The organism is Mesorhizobium sp. USDA 4132 (assembly GCF_056279545.1).
In genome coordinates, this window is record NZ_JBWCCP010000001.1 from 4,251,789 (window position 1) to 4,275,497 (window position 23,709).

Genomic DNA, 23,709 nt, shown 5'->3' on the forward strand with positions numbered 1-23,709 from the left:
ACAAATTGTATCGAGGCGAAACCTGCAACGCAGAAAAATGTTCGTGGCCATGCCATTCGCCGCCGGCCAGCATGAGGCACCGGCGCGATCCCGAACGATTGCGCCGGCCTCACGATCATTTTGGGCGAAGGGCTCGGCCGGAAAGTCCGGGCCCTGGGGTAAGGCGGCTGAGTTCAGCCGCCATAAACGATCAGCAGATCCTTGGCGTCGATCTGATCGCCGGCCTTGACGAGGACTTCGGCCACGGTGCCGTCTTTTTCCGCATGCAGCGCGGTTTCCATCTTCATCGCCTCGATCGAGAGCAGCACGTCGCCGGCTTTCACGGCTTGGCCGGTCGTCGCGAAGACGCGGGAAATGACGCCGGGCATCGGCGCGCCGAGATGAGCGGCATTGCCGATATCTGCCTTGCGGCGCACCGCACTGCCGGAAGCCCCATGCGCCCTGTCCGGCACCTTGATGCGGCGCGGCTGGCCGTTGAGTTCGAAGAACACGGTGACCATGCCCTGCGCGTCCGTGCCACTCATCGCCTGGTTGACGACAACCAGCGTCTTGCCTCGCTCGATGTCGGCGAACAGTTCCTCGCCGTCCTTCAGCCCGTAGAAATAGGCATGGGTCGGCAGTACCGAGACCGGCCCGTAAGTGTCCGAAGCCAGCGCGAAGTCGGTGAACACCTTCGGATACATCAGGTAGGAGGCAAACTCGAAGTCGTCGATCTTGCGTTCCAGCTTGTCTTCGATGACCTTGCGCTCCGCAGCAAGATCAGCAGGCGGCAGAAGCGAACCGGGCACAGCCGTGTAAGGCGCCTCCCCCTTCAGCGCCTTTTTCTGCAGCGCCTGCGGCCAGCCGCCGGGAGGCTGGCCGAGATCGCCCTTCAGCATCGATACGACCGAATCCGGGAAAGCGATATCCTTCGCCGGGTTTTCGACGTCGGCGACAGTGAGGTCCTGGGAGACCATCATCAGCGCCATGTCGCCGACCACCTTGGACGACGGCGTCACCTTGACGATGTCGCCGAACATCTGGTTGACGTCCGCATAGGTCTGGGCGACCTTGTGCCAGCGGGTTTCAAGCCCGAGCGAGCGGGCCTGTTCCTTGAGGTTAGTGAACTGGCCGCCGGGCATCTCGTGCAGATAGACTTCCGAGGCCGGCCCCTTGAGGTCGCTTTCGAAGGCCGCATACTGGCCGCGCACCGCTTCCCAATAGAAGGAGATGCGGCGGATCCATTCCGGATCAAGGCCCGGGTCGCGCTCGGAACCGGACAGGGCCTCGACGATCGAGCCGAGGCAGGGCTGCGACGTATTGCCGGACACCGCATCCATCGCCGCATCGACCGCGTCGACGCCCGCGTCCACCGCAGCAAGCACGGTCGCGGCCGAGATGCCGGACGTGTCGTGGGTGTGGAAATGGATCGGCAACGAGGTCGCCTCGCGCAGCGCCTTGAACAGCACCCGCGCCGCAGCCGGCTTCAAGAGGCCGGCCATGTCCTTCAGCGCGATGATATGGGCGCCCGCCTTCTCCAGCTCTTCGGCCAGCGAGACATAATATTTGAGGTCGTATTTCGGACGTGCGGAGTTCAAGAGATCGCCCGTGTAGCAGATCGCCGCCTCGCAGAGCCTGTTCTCTTCGTTGATCGCATCCATCGAGACGCGCATGTTCTCGACCCAGTTGAGGCAGTCGAAGACACGGAAGAGGTCGATGCCGCCCCTGGCGGCCTGGGCGACGAAATACTTCACCACGTTGTCGGGATAGTTCTTGTAGCCGACGCCGTTTGCTCCGCGCAGCAGCATCTGCAATAGCAGGTTCGGCGCATCCTCGCGGATCATCGCCAGGCGTTCCCACGGATCTTCGGTGAGGAAACGCATGGAAACGTCGAAGGTCGCGCCGCCCCAGCATTCCAGCGAGAACAGGTTCGGCAGCGCCCGTGCATAGACGCCGGCGACACGCGCGATGTCATAGGTGCGCATGCGGGTGGCGAGCAGCGACTGATGGCCGTCGCGCATCGTCGTATCGGTCATCAGCACGCGCTTTTCGTTGCGCATCCATTCGCCGAACTTTTTCGGGCCGAGCGTGTCGAGAAGTTGTTTGGTTCCATCCGGAACCGGGCCGTTGATATAGGGCAGCACCGGTTTGGCGCTATGTTCGGATGGCACCGGCCGGCCTTTGGTTTCCGGATGGCCGTTGACGGTGACGTCGGCGAGATAGGTGAGCAGCTTGGTAGCACGGTCCTGCCGCTTCACCTGCTCGAACAGTTCCGGCGTCGTATCGATGAACCGCGTCGTATAGGTGTTGTCGCGGAATTTCGGGTGGCCGATGATCGCTTCGAGGAAGGTCAGGTTGGTCGCCACGCCGCGGATGCGGAACTCGCGCAGCGCCCGGTCCATCCGGCTGATCGCCTCTTGCGGCGTAGAGCCGGCCGCCGTCACCTTGACCAGCAGCGGATCGTAATAACGAGTGATCACCGCGCCGGAATAGGCCGTGCCGCCGTCGAGACGGATGCCGAAACCGGCCGCCGAACGGTAGGCGGTAATGCGGCCGTAATCCGGGATGAAATTGTGTTCCGGATCCTCGGTGGTGATCCGGCATTGCAGCGCGTGGCCGTGCAGCCGGATATTTTCCTGGGCCGGCACGCCGGATTCGGGCGTGCCGATCGCAAAACCTTCCAGAATATGGATCTGCGCCTTGACGATATCGATGCCGGTAACGACCTCGGTCACCGTATGCTCGACCTGAATACGTGGGTTCACCTCGATGAAGTAGAACTTGCCGGTATCGGCATCCATCAGGTATTCGACCGTGCCGGCACCGACATAATTGGTCGCCGCCGCGATCTTCAGCGAATAGGCGGCAAGCTCGGCACGCTGCTCTTCCGAAAGATAGGGTGCAGGCGCGCGTTCGACGACCTTCTGGTTGCGGCGCTGGATCGAACAGTCGCGCTCGAAGAGGTGCACGACATTGCCATGTGTATCGCCGAGCACCTGGCTCTCCACGTGGCGGGCGCGCTCGACGAGCTTTTCGAGATAGACTTCGTCCTTGCCGAAAGCAGCCATCGCCTCCCGCTTGGCTTCCACGACCTCCTTGGCGAGATCCTTCGGATCGCGGATGGCGCGCATGCCGCGCCCGCCGCCGCCCCAGGAGGCTTTCAGCATCACCGGATAACCGATTTCCTCGGCCATCTTCGCAACGACCGCCATGTCGTCCGGCAGCGGCTCTGTCGCCGGCACGACCGGCACGCCGACCGAGATGGCGAGATTGCGGGCCGCGACCTTGTTGCCGAGCTGGCGCATCGTATCCGGCCGCGGGCCGATGAAGATGATGCCTGCCTCGTTGCAGGCCTCGACGAATTCCGGGCTTTCCGACAAAAGGCCGTATCCCGGATGGATGGCATCGGCGCCGGAAAGCTTGGCGACGCGGATGACTTCCGGAATGGACAGATAGCTCTCGATCGGCCCCATATCCTTGGAAAGATGCGGGCCGCGACCGACCTGATAACTCTCGTCGGCCTTGAACCGATGCAGCGAGAGCTTGTCCTCCTCCGCCCAGATCGCAACGGTTTTGATGCCAAGCTCGTTGGCGGCACGGAAGACGCGGATGGCGATCTCCGAGCGATTGGCAACCAGTATCTTCGAAATCGACAAGACGGATCTCCCCACGCGCCATCGAGAAAAATGCTGCACTGCAAAGAAATCAGTATCGTCTTAATCAAGCAAGCGCAATTTATCGGAAGGCCGGATGACAAATTTATGTCGGACGAATGGGGGGCTGATTTCTAGGTGACGAGACCGAGGCGGAACGTCGAAGCGACGACATGCTGGCGGTTCTTGGCGCGCAGCTTCTCCTGAAGCCCGTTGATGTACCAGTCGACCGTGTGGCTGGAGATATCGAGCGACTTTGCAATCTCGTTGGAGGTCAGGCCCTCGGCCAGCAGCACGATGACTTCCATCTCGCGGCGGGTAAGCTGGGTGTCGACTTTTGCGACAGCTTCCAGTTCTTCTGCCTGGCCGCGCAGCTCCAGAAAGCGCCAGAACGTCCTCTTGGCGGCGGCATCGAACAGCGCCGTTTCAGCAGGCGAAAGATCCACGGGCCGTCCGCCGATGGTCATGTTGCCGAGCAACCCGTTGCGGCCATGGATCGGAAACATATAGCCGTCCTGAAGACCGTAACGCATCCCCTCCTGCATCATCCGCTGCATGCGCTGCCGATGCGGATCGTTGCGGAGCCTGAGGACAGCGTCCCGCCAGCGGAAGTGTCTTTGCGCGATGCTGAGCATCCGGATGGTCGGATCGACCAGCACGTATTTGCGGCTCTCGTAGATTTCCTGCCAGCCTTCCGGCCAGCGTTCGGCGAGGGACAAGCCTGCCGGCCCCTGGTGAGAGCGTGGCCGGATAACCAGTCCGTAATATTCAAAACCATAGGCTTTCAGCAGGGATTCGAGCTGAGCCGTCAGCTCCGCCTCGGTCTTGACTTCCCCGACGAGTACCAAGAGTTGCACGACCAGCTGAATGTTCACGACTTGCTCCCGCCGCGCTCTTTCCGGGCGCTTCTTTTCTTTGTATTAAATTTCAGTGACTTCCCTTATTCACAATCGATTAGCATAGTTATCATTCGTTGAAGGTATACCGCGAAATCTAGCCCTTGACGGCTTTCTGTGAGAAGCTGTGAACTGGTTCGAGACACCGAATACGGGAAGTCTTGCTCTCCATGAAACATTTCTGGCAGAAGGGTATTATCTCCGGCATCCGTCGCGGAATTGCCGTTTACGATCATTAGATTACCGATGCCGCTGCCATGGCGGCTCCACATGAAAAAGGTTGCGCCAGTTGACGCTGTTCCAGGTTTACGCACGAGCCCTCAGATATCTGGCCAAGAACAAATGGCGCGTCGGTGCCGTCGTCGTCGCCAATATCGTGCTGGCCGTCATCACCATTGCCGAACCGATCCTGTTCGGCCGCATCATCGACGCCATTTCATCCGGCGGTACTGTTACTCCGGTCTTGATTTTATGGGCCGGTTTCGGCGTCTTCAATACCGTCGCCTACGTGCTTGTCTCCCGCGAGGCCGACAGGCTCGCCCATGGCCGACGCGCGTCGCTGCTGACCGAGGCTTTCGGACGCATCATCTCCATGCCGCTTGCCTGGCACCACACCCGCGGCACCTCCAATGCGCTGCATACCCTGCTGCGTGCCGCAGAGAGCCTGTTCGGCCTGTGGCTCGAATTCATGCGCACCCACCTCGCCACCGCAGTGGCGCTTGTTCTGCTGATCCCGACCGCAATCTCCATGGATTGGCGACTCAGCCTCGTCCTTTTGGTGCTGAGCATCCTCTACTGGATCATCGGCGTTACGGTGATGAACCGCACCAAGGAGGGCCAGGCCTCGGTCGAGAACCATTACCACACTGTCTTCTCGCATGTGAGCGACGCGATCAGCAACGTGTCGGTGCTGCACAGCTATAACCGCATCGAAGCCGAGACCCTGGCGCTCAAGGACTATACTAAAGATCTGCTCGCAGCCCAATATCCGGTGCTCGACTGGTGGGCCTTGGCGGGCGCGCTCAACCGTACTGCCTCGACGGTGTCCATGGGCGTCATCCTCGTCATCGGTACGCTTCTGGTCCAGCGGGGCGAAATCCGGGTCGGCGATGTCGTGGCCTTCATCGGCTTCGCCAACCTGCTGATCGGCCGTCTCGATCTGCTGCGCCAGTTCGCGACCCAGATTTTCGAAGCGCGCGCCAAGCTCGAAGACTTCTTCACCCTTGAAGATTCCGTCGAAGAGCGTGCCGAGCCGGCCGATGCCGCCGACCTCGGCGAGGTTCGCGGCGAAGTGGAATTCCGCGACGTCTCCTTCGGTTTCGCCAGTACGAGCCAGGGCGTCCACAACGTTTCCTTCACCGCAAAAGCCGGGGAGACGGTTGCCATCGTGGGCCCGACCGGTGCCGGAAAGACGACGCTCATCAACCTCCTGCAGCGTGTCTACGATCCCCAGGAAGGCAAGATCCTCATCGATGGCGTCGACATCGGCAAGGTGACGCGGAAATCGCTGCGCCATTCCATCGCCACCGTCTTCCAGGACGCCGGTCTCCTGAACCGGTCGATCAGCGAAAACATCCGCCTCGGCCGCGAAGGGGCGAGCGAAGAGGAAATCGCCAAGGCGGCGGAAGCCGCCGCAGCCGCCGAGTTCATCGAAACCCGGCTGAACGGCTATGAGACGCCTGTCGGCGAGCGCGGCAACCGCTTGTCCGGCGGCGAGCGCCAGCGCATCGCCATTGCCCGCGCCATCCTCAAGAATGCGCCGATCCTTGTCCTCGACGAGGCGACCAGTGCGCTGGACGTCGAGACCGAGGCTCGCGTCAAGACGGCCATCGACCGCCTTCGCGAGAACCGCACCACCTTCATCATCGCCCACCGGCTTTCGACCGTTCGCGATGCGAACAAGGTGATCTTCCTCGAGAACGGCCGCGTCGCCGAGATGGGCAGCTATGACGAACTCAGCGAGAGCGGAGGACGTTTTGCCTCGCTGCTGAAGGCAAGCGGCATCCTGACCGACGACGAAGCGAAGGATCACACGACATCGGAGGCCCAGCCCGCCTGACCGGTCGATCCCGAAGTCGGTCGATCCCGAAGCTCAACGAAAAAACCCGCCGCCATTCGTATGGCGGCGGGTTTTCTTTTGTCGGTTTCCGATGATCGGAGGTCTCAGCTATCGGCCGGTTCCGGCAATCGCTTCGCAGCGGTTCCATCGAGGAGGAAACCTTCCGTCTCATTGACCGCCTGACCGTCGATCGTGACCTTGTCGCCCTCGACGGTGATCTTGTGCACCGTGTCGTCGATGGTCAGTTCGGCGGTGAAGCCATTCCAGTCGGTCGGCAGTGCCGGGTTGACGAACAGCCGGTCGCCCTGGCGGCGGATGCCGAGGATGCCCTCGGTGGCCGCACGATAGAGCCAGCCCGCAGAACCCGTATACCAAGTCCAGCCGCCGCGGCCGGTATGGGAACCGTGACCATAGACATCGGCCGCGACCACATAGGGTTCGACCCGATAGGTCTCGGCCGCGTCCTGGTCGAGCGCGTGGTTGATCGGGTTCAGCATCTGGAAGCACTTCCAGGCGTCGTCGCCCCGCTTCAGCGCTGCCAGGGCCAGCACGACCCAGATCGCCGCATGGGTATACTGGCCGCCGTTTTCACGAACACCCGGCGGATAGGCCTTGATATAGCCCGGGTCCTTGCGGGTATCCTGGAACGGCGGCGTGAAGAGGCGGATGATGCCGGCTTGGCTGTCGACCAGTTTTTCAAGCACCGCATCCATCGCCTGGGCGGCACGTTCCGGATCGCCTTCGCCCGAGAGCACGCTCCAGGACTGGGCAAGCGAGTCGATGCGGCATTCGTCGCTGGTGCTCGAGCCGAGCGCGGAGCCATCGTCGAAATAACCGCGCCGGTAGTAGGTGCCGTCCCAGCCGGCCTTTTCGAGCGCCTGCTTCAGCGTTTCGATATGGTCGGTCCAGCGCTGGATGCGCTTCTTGTCCTTACGGGCCTCCGCATAGGGCAGGAAGTTGCGCAGTGCCGCGGCCAGGAACCAGCCGAGCCAGACGCTCATGCCGCGGCCGCCGATGCCGACGCGGTTCATGCCGTCGTTCCAGTCGCCGCCGAGGATGAGCGGCAGGCCCTTGTCGCCGGTGCGCGTGATCGCCAGGTCCAGCGCCCTTGCCGCATGCTCGTAGACAGTTGCGGTATCGGTCGATACCGTCGGCTGGAAGAAGGAGTCGTGCTTGTTCTTTTCGAGCACCGGACCGTCGATGAACGCCAGTTCCTCGTCGAGCAGCGATGCATCGCCGGTCACCGAGACATATTGATGGATACCGTAGGCGAGCCAGACAACGTCGTCGGAGATCATCGTCCGGACACCGGCACCGGAGCCGGGCAGCCACCAATGCAGCACGTCGCCTTCCTTGAATTGCCGCGAGGCCGCATTGACGATCTGGCGACGGGCGAGCGACGGCTCGTGCACCAGGAAAGCCAGGGTGTCCTGCAGCTGATCACGGAAACCGAAGGCACCGGACGCCTGGTAGAAGGCGGTGCGGGCCATGATACGGCAGCCGAGCGCCTGGTAGGGCAGCCAGTGGTTGACCATGTTGTCGAGCGACTTGTCCGGCGTCGAGATCTTCAGGCGGCCGGTGAAGCCGGTCCAGAAGTCACGGTTCGCCGCAAGAATCGGAGCGAACTCCTCGCCGCGCAGCTGGGCGACCAGCGCCTGAGCCTCTTCCTTGGTATCGGCATCGCCGAGATAGAAGGTGACCGTCTTCTCTTCGCCCGGGGCAAGCTCGATGTCATAGGCGAGTGCCGCGCAGGGGTCGCCGTCGAGATCGAGAGCGTTGTTGAGCGCCGAAGCGGACATCACCGCCGCTGGCATCTGGACCGAACCAAAGCGGCCGATGAATTCGCGGCGGCTCGCCGTGAAGCCGACTGGCGTCTCCTTCATGCCGATGAAGGCAAAACGGCGGTAGTCGATGCTGTAGGAGTTGGTGGCGAAAAGTGTTCCCGTCTCCTCGTCCCGGCTGGAGAGGATGAACGGGATGGACCGGGCCGGATTGGCGCCGAGCAGCCATTCCACATAACCGTAGACGCGCAGCCTGCGTGTTTCCGAGCCGCCGTTATGGACGAGGATGGACGAGAGCTTTGCGGCCCGTGTCCTGTCGACCGTCTGGGTCAGCCTGATCTTCAGGCCTTCCTCTTCGCTCGAGAAGACGGAGTAGCCAAGGCCGTGGCGGGTTTCGAACTTGACTTCCGGCTTGCGCGACAGGACCGCGAACGGCGTCATGACCGCCCCGCTATCCCGGTCGGCGACGTAGAATGCCTCGCCGGGACGGTTGATGACCATGTCGTTGGTCCAGGCCGTCAGCTGGTAGTCGCGGGAGTTCTTGGCCCAGGTGAAGCCTGAACCTTCCGCCGAAATGTGGAAGCCGAACTTGTCGTTGGAGATGATGTTGATCCACGGCTGCGGCGTCGACTGGCCACCGTGCAGGCGCACCACATATTCGCTGCCGTCCTTGGTGAAACCGCCGAAACCGTTCCAGAAGTCGAGATCCGCCGGTGCCTCGATCGGAGCCGGAGGCTGGAAGATCTCGCCGTTCAGCAGCGGACGACGGTCGATCTCGATCTGCTGATCCTTCGGCGGCGCGAAGATCGTCGCCGTGCGGTTGAGCTGGTCGCTGATCTTGCCGTTGCGGGCGTGCAGAACCACGCGGGATGCGGCGATCAGGCCTTCCGAACCCTCGTCGTCCATGATGTCGCGGCGCAGCGAGAAGACGTGCTGGCGCTGGCCCTCCTGCTGGCTGAGGCGGCGGGAACTCTCTGAGAGATGTTCCAGCGCCTGCTGCATTTCCTGCGCATAGGAAGCCGCCCGCTCGTTGAAGATCACGAGGTCGGTGACGACGCCGCGCGAGCGCAGATATTCCTGGGCGCTCATCGCCTCCTTGGCGACCGGCATGTCGTTGTCGTCGTTGATGCGCAGCGTGAAGATCGGGAAGTCGCCGGAAACCGACGACGGCCAGAGCGACGATTGCGGCTGCATCCCCGCGTGTATGGTCGCCTGGTCGGCGCGAAGCTGCATGTCCGGATAGATGAGGTAGCGCGCCAGGTGCTGGAACGCCGCCGCATCTTGTGAGGAGACGCCGAGATGGCGCATCTGTACCTGCGTGCGCGTCCAGGCCTGCGTGAGCTCGGTCTGGAAGGCATCCGGATGACGATAACGTTCGATCGCCTGGTCGAGTTCTTCGCGTCTGGGTGCCGCGATCGTCCAGAAGATGACGCTCACCTTCTTGCCGGCCGGCACGCGCACGACGCGGCGCAGCGACAGGATGGGATCGAGGGTGAAGCCGTCGGTGCCCGACAGCGTCGCGCCGGGATCGAAGGCTGCAGCTTCCGAAAGCGTGCGGCCGCGGCCGAGGAACTTGCGGCGGTCGGTCTCGAATTCGGTCGGCCGGGCCGAACCGGCATTGTCGGCCGCCAGATGGGCGATGATCATGTCCGGTTCGTTCGGCGCGCGCTTGTTGCGCCACGCGCGGATGACGTCGCCGCGGCGGCCGATTTCCGTGTGGACGAACATCCGCTGGAAGACCGGGTGGGCGTTGTCGTCGTCCTCGGTGGTCAGCACGGGTTCCATATAGGAGGTCACTTCGATGAAGCGATCCTCGGTACCCATGTTGAGCAGCGTCAGACGCCGGCCTTCGGCATCATGTTCGCTCGCTACGATGCATTCGACCGTGCTCGTGAGGTCGCCGATCGTCTTGTGGAATTCGGCCCGTTCGTCGGAGAAGATCGCCCTTGTCTTTTCACCTTCGATACGACGCGGCTCGGCAGTGGCGGACCACCATTCGCCGTTCGTGGTGTCGCGCAGGAACAGGAACTGGCCCCAGCGATCTTCGGTCGGGTCGGGCTTCCAGCGGGCGACGGACAGTCCGTTCCAGCGGGAATATCCCGAGCCGGTCGCGGTGAGCATGACCGAGTAGTGACCGTTGGAGAGCAGCGCCAGCTCCCGGTCCTTGGTGGCCGGGTTGGTGATGGTGCGGATTTCCGAACGCAACAGTTCGCCCTGGCCCTTGCCGGGGGTTTCTTCGTGCTTAGCGCTCATCACCGGAATGTCGCGGGGCGCCTTTTCCTGCAGCAGCAGTTCGGCGGCCTCGATGGTCGGGTCGGAATGGAAGAGTTCGCGCAGCAGGCCGTTCATCACCACGTTGGCGATCGCGGCGATCGACATGCCATGGTGGTGGGCATAATAGTTGAACACCACCGCGCAGCGCTTGCCTTCCGGTACGCGGGTCGGCGTGAAATCCACCGCATCGTAGAAACCGAACACCCCGAGCGCTCCGAGCGAGCGCAGTTCGGTGAGGTTTTCCGAGGCAGCGATCGGATCGTACTGGCTGGCCAGGATCGATGCGTAGGGAGCGATGACGGCGTTTTGTCCGAGGCCGCGCTTGAGGCCGAGCGTCGGCACCCCGAAGTTCGAATATTGATAATACATCTGATGGTCGAGAGCGTTGAATGCCGCTTCCGAGATACCCCATGGCGTGCCGAGGCGGCGGCCATGATTCATCTGTTCCTTGACGATCAGATTGTTGGTCTGGTTGAGGATGCCCCCCTGGCGCTCCTGCATGACGAGCGGCGGCATGAGGTATTCGAACATCGAGCCGGACCAGGAGACCAGCGCGCCGCGCGCACCGATCGGCACCACCTGGCGGCCGAGCTTGTACCAGTGCTCGGTCGGCAGGTCGCCCTTGGCGATCCCGAACAGGCTGGTCAGACGCGCTTCGGATGCGAGGAGGTCATAGCAGGCTTCGTCGATCTCGTTGGTTTCGACACGATAGCCGATCGACAGAAGACGACGCTCCTTGCGGAACAGGAAGCTGAAATCCATCGCGAAAGCGAGGCGGCGGGTTCGGTCGCGCAACACGCCGAGCCGCTCCCGCAGCGATTCGATATTGGCATTGTCGAAGACGCTATCGGCGATATGCGCCTCGCAGGCGGCGACGAGAGATGCCGACCAGCGGGTAACTTCGTCGCTCTGGGTCGAACGGACTTCCTGATCGAGGTTGACCGCGAGCTTCTGGATGTCTCGGGCAAGCACAGCGAGGTTGATGATCCGGATCGACGCGAATTCATGCTCGCGCTTGACCGCGGCAAGCGCATTGCCGAAGCCGGCGATACGCTCCTCCAGACGGCGACGCAGCGGGCGCACGGTCTTGCGGTCGTCCGGCAGAGCCTTCAGCGTTTCCGCCAGAATGCCGCAGACGTCGCCGATGCCGTCAAGATTGCCCTGAAGGTGGGCGGAAGGAGCCTCGGCCCAGATGCGCAACGCCGACGAGATGGCGATCAGATGGCCGGCGAAGTTGCCGCTGTCGACCGACGAGACGTAGCGCGGCATCAGCGGCTGCAGGGTGTCGGTATGATACCAGTTGTACATGTGGCCGCGGAACTTGTCGGCTCTTTCAACCGCCGAGATCGTCTGCTCGATGCGCTCGATCGTGTCGGTGAAGCTGATCCAGCCGAAATGCCGCGCCGAGATCGTCGACAGCAGGTAGACGCCGATATTGGTAGGCGACGTGCGCTTGGCGATGACCGGGTTCGGCTTCTCCTGGAAATTGTCCGGCGGCAGGTAGTTCTGCTCCGCGGTCACGAAGGTCTCGAAATACCGCCAGGTGCGGCGGGCGATCTTGCGCAGTTCGACGGACACGGGTTCAGGCACGAACAGCCGGTCTTCGGTCTCGGCCGACTGGCTGACATACCAGGCAACGAGCGGCGAGAAGATCCACAGCACGGCGAACGGGATGCCGACCAGGAATGCATTGTCGCCCGGCATGGCCGACAGGATGATGCTGAGCACGGCGATTGCCGGCGCATGCCACATCGTCTTGTAATAATCCTGCGGGCTTCCTTGCGCGCTCGACTGGATCGAGGCGGCGGTGCGCCATTCCAGCATCAGCTTGCGGCTGAAGAACAGGCGGTAGAGAGACCGGGCGATCGCATCGGTCATGATGCAGGCGGAATCCGCGATGAAGACGACGCGGAGGGCGACCTGCGCATTGGCGGAACGCATGTCCGACCAGACGGAATAGAAATGCGCGCCGGGAACGATATCGGTGGAGCTCGGCAGCAGGCCGGTGACGAGGCTGAGGGTCGGAGCGACGAACAGCGAGAAGATCAGCAGGATCTGCCAGATCAGCGCGCCGAGCGGATCCATGAAGTACCAGCCGAGCACGGAAGCGAAGAACCAGGCGATCGGGGTCAGCGACCGGCGCAGGTTGTCGATCATCTTCCAGCGGCCAAGCGCAGTCACGCCCCGCTTCGGATCAAGGATGTAGGGCAGGAGCTGCCAGTCGCCACGAGCCCAGCGATGCTGACGCGAAACCTCGACCTCGTAGCGGACCGGAAAGTCTTCGACCAGTTCCACGTCGGTCACGAGAGCGCAGCGTGCGAACGAACCTTCGAGAAGGTCATGCGAGAGGACCGAATTTTCGTCGATCCGGCCCTTGAGCGAGGCCTCGAAGGCATCGACGTGATAAAGGCCCTTGCCGGTGAAGCTGCCTTCGCCGGTCAGGTCCTGGTAGACGTCGGAGACGGTGAAGACGTAAGGGTCGAGGCCGCGGCCGACGGAGAAGACGCGCTGGAAGACCGAGGCTTCCTTGCCGGTCGTCAGCGACGGCGTCACGCGCGGCTGCATCAGACCATAACCATGGATGACGCGATTGGTTTTCGGATCGAGCACCGGCTGGTTGATCGGATGGTGCATCTTGCCGACGAGCTTGGTCACCGCATCGCGCATCAGGCGCGTATCGGCATCGAGCGTCATGACGTATTGGACGCCCGGCGGAACGATGTTGGCACCCGGAAGGTAGCTGGTGTCGCGATCACCGCGCAGCAGCATGTTGAGCTCATGCAGCTTGCCGCGCTTGCGCTCCCAGCCCATCCATGCGCCTTCGGCGGGATTGAACAGGCGGCGGCGATGCAGCAGATAGAAGCGCGCCTTGTCATCCTCCCCATACTTGGCGTTGAGCGCTGCGATCTCGCGCTTCGCATAGTCGAGGATTTCGAGGTCGGTATCGGTCTCTTCGAACTTGCTGTCGCGCCAGTCGCTGAGCAGAGAGAAGTAGATTTCACCGTGGTGATTGGCGAGATAATGGACCTCGAGGTTGCGGACGAGTTCGTCCACGGTATCGCGATCGGTGATCAGGCAGGGTACGGCAACCAGCGTTCTTGCCGCTTCCGGAATGCCCTCCTTGAACTCGTAGCCGACCAGCCGGGCTGGCCTCACCACATAGGTCACCAGCGTATTGAACAGGCCGGTCGCGCCTTCGGAAGCCGGCAGTGCAAACATCAGCAGGAAGCAGAAGACGACCGGCAGCGGAATATCCGCCTGCACCAGGAACCAGCCGGCAATCGCCATGGCAAGAACCGTGATCAGGATGACCGGGCCGGCGATCGCAAACCAGTTGAGGCGGCGGACGAGGCGGACAAATTTCTGGACGAACAGCAGATCGTAGCCGACTGCCGCTTCCAGTTCCCGGCGGCGGCGGCCGACGACGAAAGCGCCGACATTGGTCTCGCGCGGATCGGCATTTTCTTCCGCCGCCGCTTTTTCGGCGAGCTGGATGGCGGCTTCCGCCACCTCGGCCTCGCTCTTGCGGGAGCGGCGGGCGATCTGTTCGATACGGTTGCGATAGGCGTTACGCGAACCGAAATCGAGCGCCTGGTAATCAGTGCGCTCCCGGAAGATCTTGTCGATCTGCGAAACGTCTTCGAACCAGACGCTCCACTCCGTGTCGTCTATCTCGCGCAGGCTCTTGATGATGTTGCCCATCGTCACGTTGCCGGACGACAGACGGTTCTGTTCGGCGAGCATCACCTCTTCGACGCCGGTGCCCGCCTGTTCGAGACGCTGCTCCAGCCAGGCGACGGCAAAACCCGAGGTCTGTGAGGCATTGCGAAGGCGATAGAGGAACTGCGCCGTAAACGTGTTGTCGTTCGTCAGGTTCTCGATGCCCTTCAGGACATCGGCGCTCGCCTCCTCGTTATTGAGGCGGATGATCTCGTCGGCCGTCTCGTTGGCGCGACGGCGCATGTTGCGCGAGCGGTCGACACGGGTGGCGATGCGGCGCAGGTTCTCGATCAGCACGAAACGGATGAACGAGGGCAGCGCCCAGAGTTCGCCGATCTCGAGCGGTTCCTTGACCTGGAAACCCTGGACCATGGAGGCCAGCGCTTCGCGGGAAATGCTGCTGTGGGTATGGGCGACATAGAGCCAGGCGAGCGCCAGGACGCGCGGCAATTCCTGGCCGCCGACCGTCATCGTCGGCAACTGGCGGAAGAATTTCTTCGGGAAGTCGCGGCGGACTTCCTGGATCGCCTCTTCGACGATGTAATAGTTGTCGAGCAGCCATTCGGCGGCGGGCGTAATCGACGCGCCGGCATCGACATCGGTAGCCGTCGCCCGATAGACCCGAAGGATTTCCTTCTCGTTCTCCTCATGCCGCTTGAAGAACTCGAACGCCATCAAGCCCGGCAGGCTGGAGGTGCCCTCCTTGCCGAGTTTCTCGCCGCATTCCCGCAATGCATCGATGTTGAAATAGGTCGAGCGGATCGAGTCGTTATGATCGATCTGCTTGGCTTCGGTTTCGCGCGAGGAAGCTGACGGCGGAGTGTGAAATGACATGGATACGGGCTTCTGCTGAAAACTTTAAGGGTTTGTCGGCCTCGCCTTACTCGGCCTGCATCGGAAGCGCCAGTCATCATTTGGATTATGGTGACCAGCCGGATGCAAACCCGCGAGGATGGGAAATAGAGAGCAGTCCGGATATTGCAAACGACTGACTGAAATCTATTGCTCACTTCCTGCGGATTGACACATGTTCCGGCTCTATCGAGGCTCGCCTGAATGGAACCTGAACGGAAGCAGCCCATTGATAATGCGATGAATTTCGAGGCGGCGCGGCAGGCCTGTCCGAGCACCTTGCGGTAGCGGGGACGGCTAAATTTAATCGGGAAGGGTTTACCTTCCGGAGGCCCGGCTGATATTCATCGTGGACGCAAGGGCGATCTCGTCGTGCCCGCGACCGGTCCAATCGAACCTTCGGTGTATTGAGCGATGACGATCCAGTTTTCCAACTATATGGCCGAAGTGGTGGCCACTCGCCGTTACCTTCATCAACATCCGGAACTCGGCCTGTCGGAGTTCAACACATCCGATTTCGTCGCCGCTCAGCTCATCGGTCTCGGATATGAAGTCACCCGCGGCCTCGGCAAGACAGGCGTTGTCGCCACCTTGAAGAACGGCACCAGCGGCCGGTCGATCGGCATCCGAGCCGATATGGATGCGCTGCCGATCGAGGAAGAAACCGGTGCGGAATATGCCAGCAGGAACAAAGGCCTGATGCATGCCTGCGGCCATGACGGCCACACCGCGATGTTGCTGGGTGCGGCCAGGATCCTTGCCGAGAGGAAGAATTTCGATGGCACGATCCACCTGATCTTCCAGCCGGCGGAGGAAAATTTCGGGGGTGCCCGGTTGATGATCGAGGACGGTCTCTTCGAGCGTTTCCCGTGCGATGCCGTGTTCGGGCTGCACAACGACCCCAGCCTGCCCTTCGGTCAGATCGGCGTCAAGGAAGGCCCGATGATGGCGGCGGTCGACGAATGCCGCATCACGGTCAATGGCCGCGGCGGCCATGGCGCCGAGCCGCAGGATACGTCGGATCCGATCGTCTGCGGCGCGAGCATCATCATGGCGCTGCAGACGATCGCCTCGCGCAACATCCACCCGCTCGACCAGATGGTGATCACCGTCGGCGCCTTCCATGCCGGCATGGCGAGCAACGTCATTCCGGAGCGGGCGGAAATGCTGCTCACCATCCGCTCCTTCGATCCGGACGTCCGTAACGAGCTGGAAAGGCGCATCCGGATGGTCGCCGAAGGCCAGGCCGCCAGTTACGGCATGAGCGTCACGCTCGATTACAAGCGGGGTTACGAGGCGACCATCAACCACAAGGCGGAAACGGATTTCGTCCGCGACCTCGCCCGTCGTGTCGTCGGCGAGGACAAGGTCGTCGACCTGCCCCGCCCGTCGATGGGCGCCGAGGACTTTGCCTATATGCTGGCGGAGCGGCCGGGCACCTATTTCCTGCTCGGCACCAGGCGCACCGACGGCGACCCGCCGCTGCACCACCCCCGTTTCGACTTCAACGACGACGCGCTGCCGATCGGAACCAGCTTCTGGGTAGAGCTTGCCGAAGCCTATCTTCCGACGAGATAAGCCCGAAACGAAAACACCTCCCGGCGGCAAAGCGCGGGAGGTGTTTCGGTCTTGGGGGGACCAAGCCCGAATTTCAAAAGGCGAAGCCCGAAGGCCTCAGGGGAAAAGGCCGAGTGTAACGGCGCCGACGAAGATGAAGGCTGCCGTGACCAGGGCGGTATGCGCCGCCCACTGCCATTTGCCCGCGGCGCTGCGGACTGGGAAAGACCGTGTCTGATGCTCTATATGACGCATTGGATGTCTCCCGGGTTCTGCTTTCGCCCTTTTCGGACGTTTAACCTATCCTAGCTTATCTCTACCAAGCCGATAGAGATAATGTTCCAACCTGCCACCAGTTCCGTAGAAAATCCTTTTTTCTTAACGGCCCTTCCGGGTGTTTAACGGTTTATTATACCCAGGCCCCTCGCGAGCCCTTCAGGCGCCAAAACGATCCAGCGCCAGACGGAAGATATCCGGGTCGATATTGCCGCCCGAGCAGACGGCAATCACCGTATCGCCCAGCGTCTCGCCATGGAAAAGAGCGGCCGCCAATGCCACCGCCCCGCCGGGTTCGACAACGATCTTCAGCCGGCTGAAGGCAAGCGCCACCGCATGCAACGCTTCGTCGTCGGTCACCACGAGACCTGCGCCGCAGAGCTTCGACATGATCGGAAAGGTGATGTTGCCGGGCTGCGGCGTGACGATCGCATCGCAAAGCGAACCGCCCTGGGTCGCGTTGCGCTCGATCTTTCCGGAAGCCAGCGAGCGCGTCACGTCGTCAAAGCCTTGCGGCTCGCAAGGATGCACGAGAAACCCAGGGGCCTTGGCGTTCAAGGCCAGCGCAACGCCAGAAATGAAGCCACCGCCGCCGGTCGGCACCAGCACATCGGCCTTCTCTATTCTTTCCTCCTTGGCCTGTTCGGCGATTTCGAGCCCGGTCGTGCCCTGGCCGGCGATCACCAGCGGCTCGTCGAACGGCCTGATCAGCGTCAGGCCGCGCTCCTGCGACAGCCGCGCGCCGATCACATCGCGATCCTCGTTGAGGCGGTCATAGAGCACGACATCCGCGCCATAAGCGCGGGTATTCTCGATTTTGATGCGCGGCGCATCGGACGGCATGATGATCACGCTCGGGATGCCATGCATCCTCGCCGCCAGCGCCACGCCTTGAGCATGGTTGCCCGAAGAGAAAGCGATCACGCCCTTGGCCCGGACGTCGGGTGACAGTGCCGAAATCGCCGACCAGGCGCCGCGAAACTTGAACGAACCCGTGTGCTGCAGGCATTCCGGCTTCACGAAGATGCGCCGCCCGGCGATGTCGTCGAGAAAGGGCGAAGACAACAGCGGAGTGCGGCGCACGTGGCCATCGAGACGGACACGGGCGGCTTCGATCATGGCGATATCGGTCATGCGGGAAATTCCATTCGGAGGGGCGAGGCGGTGAGGCCACAAACCTATCGGCGGTTTCCGTTTCGGTAAAGGCCGGAAAAGGATCGGCTCAGCCGGCTTCCATCCCTTGAGACAACGGCGGGGAACCGAGCTTCACCACCGCCTTGATCGGCAGGTGATCGGAAGCAAGCCGCGCAAGCGGGCTGTCATGGGTTTCGACGGCATCGATCAGCCCGGGCTGGTTCGCCATGATGCGGTCGAGCGCCAGGACAGGCAGGCGCGACGGAAAGCTCGGCACCGCAGCCGGGAGACCGAACACGGTCGCGAGCGTATTCAGGGAGGAGCGGTCACCAAGCCGCCATTCGTTGAGATCGCCCATGAGCACGGTCGGCTGCTCGTCACGCGAGCGCAGGATATCGAGGATCATGCGGGCCTGCTGCTGCCGCGAACGGTTGAGCAGGCCGAGATGGGCGGCGATGATCCGAAACGCGCTGCCGTCCTTGAGTTCCAGTTCGGTGATCAGAGCGCCCCGCGGCTCGAGCCCCGGCAGCTTGACCTGGTGGACATCGCGCACAAGGCCTTCGCGGAAGAAGACCACATTGCCATGCCAGCCATGCGCCTTGGCGACACCCGAGACGGGCACCGGGAAAAGACCCGTCTCCCGCTCCATCCAGGCAAGGTCGAGCAGGCCACGCCGCTCGCCGAACCGGGAATCCGCCTCCTGCAGCGCGATCACATCGGCACCGATTTCACGGATCACGTGGCTGGTGCGCGCGGGATCGAACTTTCCGTCGATGCCGACGCATTTGTGCACGTTGTAGGAGGCGATCAGCATGCCGTGCCCGCGTTCACGCTCCTCATGCGTTCCGGCACCGCGGTTCCTTCGAGCCCGGATGGAAGCCAGAATGCTTTTCGGAAGATTGGGACGTTTTTCCCGCATGGTTCTTTTGACTATTCGCCGATCAATGAAATTTATAGGGCAAGCGGCCCATCTATCCAGCAACTAGAGATAGGGAGATCCCAGCCAAAGCACGCGCTCGATGAGGCGCACGGGGAAGGGCCTTGCCATCAATCCATCAAGCGTCACTTCGGTTGCGGAAGAAATCGCCAGATCGATCCTTCGTTCCAAAGCTTCCGCGAAAGGGCAGTCCAGCACCTCCAGATCGACCTCGAAATTGAGCCGGAGCGATCGCGGATCGAGGTTCGAGGAGCCGACATAGGCCCAGCGCCCGTCGATCACCAGAAGCTTGGAATGGTTGAACGGCCCGGATGCCCGCCAAATCCGGCAGTAATTCTTCAGCATCTGGTCGAACTGCGCGGTCATCGCCCGGTCGACCAGGACGAGATTGTTGGCGGTCGGCACGACGATATCGACCTCAACCCCGCGCCGGGCGGCGGTGACGAGCGCGGTGATCAGTTCGCGGTCCGGCAGGAAATAAGGCGATACGATGCGGATCGAGGAACGCGCCACGGAAAACGCGCCCATCAGCATCTTGTGGTTGGTCTCGACGCTGCGGTCGGGGCCGGAGGAAACGGCGCGCATGACGACCGGCGAACCGGGGTTCGTCTCCGGCGCCTGCAAAGCCCAGGCCCCGCCCTCCAACGCCTCGTCGGCCGCATATCGCCAATCGGCGGCGGCGATCGCAAACAGGTCGGCGACGACCGGCCCGGTTACCTTGAAATGCGTGTCGAACGAACAGTTGTTGCCGCTGAATTCGCTCGAAAAACCTTCGCGGATATTCATGCCGCCGGTAAACGCCACCCGCCCGTCGATGACCAGGATCTTCCGATGGGTGCGCAGGTTCGCATAAGGCAGCCGCAGCCCCATGATGACGTTGCCGTTGAAGACATCTGCCGTGATCCCGCCCTCTCTGAGCGTGCCGAGCACGCTCGGCACCGAATATCGGGCGCCGACCGCATCGATCAGCACACGCACTTCGACGCCGCGCTTGACCGCGGCAGTCAGCGCATCCGCAAACCGGGTACCGATCCTGTCCCGGTCGAAGATATAGGTCTCGAGGATGAGGCTGCGTTTCGCCTTGGCGATCGCCTTCAGCATCGCCCCATAGGCTTCGTCGCCGGTATCGAGTGCGACGATCGTATTGCCGGTCGTCAGCCGGTGGCGCGTCACCCGGTCGCCAAGCGTCTTCATCGCCCGGAAGCGATGCCCGAATTCCTCGATGATCAGGTCGTTGGTCGCGTCATAGGAAACCACATGCGCCCGGATTTCCCCCTGCAGCAGCGCCCGGCGATCGCTGATCACCGAACGGCGGATGCGATTTATCCCGGCGACAAGATAAAGCAGCGCGCCGACGATCGGAGACAGAACGATGACGCCGACCCAGCCGATCGCGGAGCGGACCTCTTCCTTGGTCATCGCCGCGTGAATCGCAGCTGCGGCCCCCATCAGGACCGACAAAACGAAAAGGATATGCGGCCAATAGGGTTCGATGACATCCAGCATGGCGAGCAATATAGGCGCGCATGGCCCAAGCGCAATCGGAGCCGCACCAATAGGTTAGCGCGGCTCCGGGAGGATATCAGGCAGCGAACTGCTTCGCGAAGACTTCGAGCGAGGCTTCGAACGTGTCGAAGATCGTATCGATTTGTTGCTCGTTGATGATCATCGGCGGGCAGAGCGCCAGCGAGTCGCCGATCGCCCGCGAGATCAGGCCTTTTTCGAGCATGATCGCCAGCAGCTTTGGACCGAGCTGGCCGGCCGCGAAACCGTCGCGTGGCTTCAGTTCGAGGGCGCCGATGAGGCCGACGCCGCGGGCTTCGATCGCCAGCGGATGGCTTTCCAGCGCCTTCAGCCGGCTCTGGAACTTCGGCGCCAGCGCCCGGACATTGCCGACAAGGTCGCGCTCTTCGATGATCGCCAGGTTTTCGAGCGCAACCGCTGCAGCAACCGGATGGCCGGCCGCGGTCACCCCATGGCCGAACGTGCCGATCTTCGCCGATTCGTCGGCAAGCGGGCCGTAGACGTTCTCGTTGATCAGCAGCGCCGAGATTGGCTGGTAGGACGACGAAATCTGCTTCGACAGCGTCATGATATCCGGCTGCAGCGCGTAGGTCGTGGTGCCGAACATCTCTCCGGTGCGCCCGAAGCCGCAGATCACCTCGTCGGCGATCAGCAGGATGTCGTATTTCCTGAGCACCTTCTGGATCGCATCCCAGTAACCGGCCGGCGGAACGATGACGCCGCCAGCCCCCATGACCGGCTCGCCGATAAAGGCGGCGACCGTTTCCGGGCCTTCCTTGAGGATCAAGTCTTCGAGGTCCTTGGCGCAGCGTTCGACGAAGGCCGTCTCCGTCTCGTTTTCTTCGCTGAAGGCGCGGTAATGCGGGCAGGTCGTGTGGAAGATGCCGGCCAGCGGCAGGTCGAAAGAGCGGTGGTTGTTCGGCAGGCCGGTGAGGCTGGCGCTGGCGATCGTCACGCCGTGATAGCCCTTGATGCGCGAAATGATCTTCTTCTTTTCCGGCTTGCCGAGCGCGTTCGAACGATACCAGACCATCTTCATCGCCGTATCATTGGCTTCGGAACCGGAATTGGTGAAATAGGCCTTCGACATCGGCACCGGCGCCATCTGGATCAGCTTCTCGGCAAGATCGATCGACGGGCCGTGACTGCGCAGGGTAAAGGTATGGTAATAGGGGAGCTTCGCCATCTGCCTGGCGGCCGCTTCGACGAGCCGGCTTTCGCCGAAACCGACGCCGACGCTCCAGAGCCCGGCCATGCCCTCGATATATTTGTTGCCGTTGACGTCGTAGACATAGATGCCCTCGCCGCGATCGATCACCAGCGATCCGTCACGCTCCAGCGCGCGGGCATTGGTGTAGGAGTGGAGCTGGTAAGCTTTGTCCCGAGCTTCGATGGAATTGGGCTGAATAGTCACGACGGACCTCCTGTGAGACACGCAACGGCGCATAAATTTCATAGGCGGAAACGGCGATATTGGACAGCCCAAATCGCCGTTTTCAGAGACGCCGACCGTTCAAAATAGTTGACGCGTCGATCAGTTTATTTGGTCATTTCAGCGTCATTGCCGCGACCGGAGGTTCGGCGCCGGCCGGGATAGGGCTTTTGTAATCCTGTCCCTTGCGCCGCTTCTTGAGATCGGCCCAGGCCGCCTCGCGGAGCTGATCGCTTGTCAGGGCGGCGAGCCCCGTCGCGGCCATCGCCTTGGCGACCGAGACCATGCCCTTGTGGGCAAGCGGGCTCTTGCCCTGCGCCACCACCTGCCAGGTGTGAAGCTGGGTGCCGACGGCGAGCGTCGCGCCATAAGCCTGCACGGTCGGCACGACCCAGCTGACATCGCCGACATCCGTCGAACCGCCCATCTGGCGGTTTTCGGTATGCGGCGGCAGGATGAAATCGGCAAGCGGAATGTCCCGCTGCTCCAGGCGCTCCTGGTTCCAGCTTGCGGCAATGTCTTCCGGCGTCAGCGTGGCACGGATCTGTTCGGCAAATTCGATATCGGCCGCGTCGAACGGCGGCGGACCCATGCTGTCCCAGACATCCTGCATGACGTCCATCAGCGGGGTGTTGACAACGAGGTTGGAAACGCCGGCCAGGATCGTGCTTTCGACCTTCGTCTCGGTCATCAGCGCCGCGCCTTCGGCAACCTTCTTGACCCGCTCGATCAGGGTGAAAAGCCCAGGCAGATCCGCCGAGCGGACGACATAGCGCACCTTGGCATGCGCCTGCACGACGTTCGGGGAGATGCCGCCGCTATCTAGGACCGCATAGTGGATGCGGCTTTCGGACGGCATGTGCTCGCGCATATAATTGACACCGACGCTCATCAGCTCGACGGCATCGAGCGCGCTGCGGCCGAGTTCCGGCACCGCGGACGCATGGGCGGCGCGGCCCGTGAACGTGAAGTCGATCCGGCAGTTGGCAAGCGAGGTCTCCCGCTGCACGCCGGCGAAATTGCTGGGGTGCCAGCTGATCGCGATGTCGACATCCTCGAAGGCGCCGGCACGCACCATGAACGCCTTGGCGGCACCGCCTTCTTCCGCCGGGCAGCCGTAATAACGCACCCGGCCGGGCGTGCCGGTCTTTTCGAGCCAATCCTTGAGCGCGGTCGCCGCCAGCAGCGACGCGGAGCCTAGAAGATTGTGGCCGCAGCCATGACCGTTCGCGCCGGGGGCCGTCGGGTCATGCCGGGTGAGACCAGCCTTCTGGCTGAGGCCCGCCAGCGCATCATATTCTCCGAGGAAGGCGATCACCGGACCGCCCTCGCCCGCCTCGCCGATCAGCGCGGTCGGAATGCCGGCGACGTTCTCGGTGATCTTGAAGCCTTGGGTCTCCAGCATCTCGCGATGCGCCGCCGCCGAAAGCGTCTCCATGTAGCAGGTTTCCGGGGTCTCCCAAACGCGGTCCGCGAGTTCCGTGAAGACCTCTTTTTTGCGGTCGATGAAATCCCAAACGAGCGGGAGATTGGAATTGCCTGTCGTCATGAAACCGTTGCCTCGATAGATCTATGCTGGTCGGAAGGCCCGAACCGTACCCAATTCCTGGCCGATGGCAATGCGGCATTGCAGCA

Annotated in this window: 11 protein-coding genes; 2 read left to right on the forward strand and 9 right to left on the reverse strand. The window is 62.3% G+C overall.

Features of this window, described 5'->3' with window-relative positions; genetic code table 11:
* Window positions 1–173: 173 nt before the first annotated feature.
* Entirely contained in the window at window positions 174–3,635 is a 3,462-nt protein-coding gene (gene pyc / locus ACZ9IU_RS21260) for a pyruvate carboxylase (protein ID WP_038546826.1), read from the reverse strand.
* Window positions 3,636–3,766: 131 nt separating this feature from the next.
* The gene (locus ACZ9IU_RS21265; RefSeq protein ID WP_038546828.1) at window positions 3,767–4,507 is read right to left on the reverse strand and encodes a LuxR family transcriptional regulator; all 741 of its coding nucleotides are present in this window, start codon (window positions 4,505–4,507) and stop codon (window positions 3,767–3,769) included.
* Between the two features lie 310 nt (window positions 4,508–4,817).
* Between ACZ9IU_RS21265 and ACZ9IU_RS21270 the strand changes: the two genes are divergently transcribed.
* Complete coding sequence (locus tag ACZ9IU_RS21270) at window positions 4,818–6,587, forward strand: glucan ABC transporter ATP-binding protein/ permease (RefSeq protein ID WP_038546831.1); 1,770 nt, start codon at window positions 4,818–4,820, stop codon at window positions 6,585–6,587.
* 104 nt (window positions 6,588–6,691) lie between these two features.
* Here the strand turns inward: ACZ9IU_RS21270 and ACZ9IU_RS21275 are convergent, their stop codons facing one another.
* Window positions 6,692–15,196 (reverse strand): glycoside hydrolase family 94 protein, encoded by an 8,505-nt coding sequence (locus ACZ9IU_RS21275; protein ID WP_051899866.1) that lies wholly within the window; start codon window positions 15,194–15,196, stop codon window positions 6,692–6,694.
* A 432-nt stretch (window positions 15,197–15,628) separates the two neighbouring features.
* On the opposite strand from ACZ9IU_RS21275, the gene ACZ9IU_RS21280 reads away from it, so the two are divergent.
* Complete coding sequence (locus ACZ9IU_RS21280) at window positions 15,629–16,792, forward strand: M20 aminoacylase family protein (protein WP_038546834.1); 1,164 nt, start codon at window positions 15,629–15,631, stop codon at window positions 16,790–16,792.
* Window positions 16,793–16,888: 96 nt separating this feature from the next.
* Here the strand turns inward: ACZ9IU_RS21280 and ACZ9IU_RS21285 are convergent, their stop codons facing one another.
* The 6 genes from ACZ9IU_RS21285 to ACZ9IU_RS21310 form a co-directional block, all read right to left on the reverse strand.
* Window positions 16,889–17,026 (reverse strand): hypothetical protein, encoded by a 138-nt coding sequence (locus ACZ9IU_RS21285; RefSeq protein WP_157885188.1) that lies wholly within the window; start codon window positions 17,024–17,026, stop codon window positions 16,889–16,891.
* A gap of 180 nt (window positions 17,027–17,206) precedes the next feature.
* Window positions 17,207–18,181 carry a threonine ammonia-lyase gene (locus ACZ9IU_RS21290; RefSeq protein WP_038546837.1) on the reverse strand — a complete coding sequence of 325 codons (975 nt, stop codon included), beginning with the start codon at window positions 18,179–18,181 and terminating at the stop codon, window positions 17,207–17,209.
* 88 nt (window positions 18,182–18,269) lie between these two features.
* Window positions 18,270–19,100, reverse strand: coding sequence for an endonuclease/exonuclease/phosphatase family protein (locus tag ACZ9IU_RS21295; RefSeq protein WP_038546840.1), 831 nt, complete (start codon window positions 19,098–19,100; stop codon window positions 18,270–18,272).
* 63 nt (window positions 19,101–19,163) lie between these two features.
* Window positions 19,164–20,624: a phospholipase D-like domain-containing protein gene (locus ACZ9IU_RS21300; RefSeq protein ID WP_038549809.1), complete on the reverse strand. Its 1,461-nt coding sequence runs from the start codon at window positions 20,622–20,624 to the stop codon at window positions 19,164–19,166.
* A gap of 76 nt (window positions 20,625–20,700) precedes the next feature.
* Complete coding sequence (locus tag ACZ9IU_RS21305; protein WP_038546843.1) at window positions 20,701–22,056, reverse strand: aspartate aminotransferase family protein; 1,356 nt, start codon at window positions 22,054–22,056, stop codon at window positions 20,701–20,703.
* A 133-nt stretch (window positions 22,057–22,189) separates the two neighbouring features.
* Window positions 22,190–23,623, reverse strand: coding sequence for a M20 family metallopeptidase (locus ACZ9IU_RS21310; protein WP_038546844.1), 1,434 nt, complete (start codon window positions 23,621–23,623; stop codon window positions 22,190–22,192).
* Window positions 23,624–23,709 lie beyond the last annotated feature (86 nt).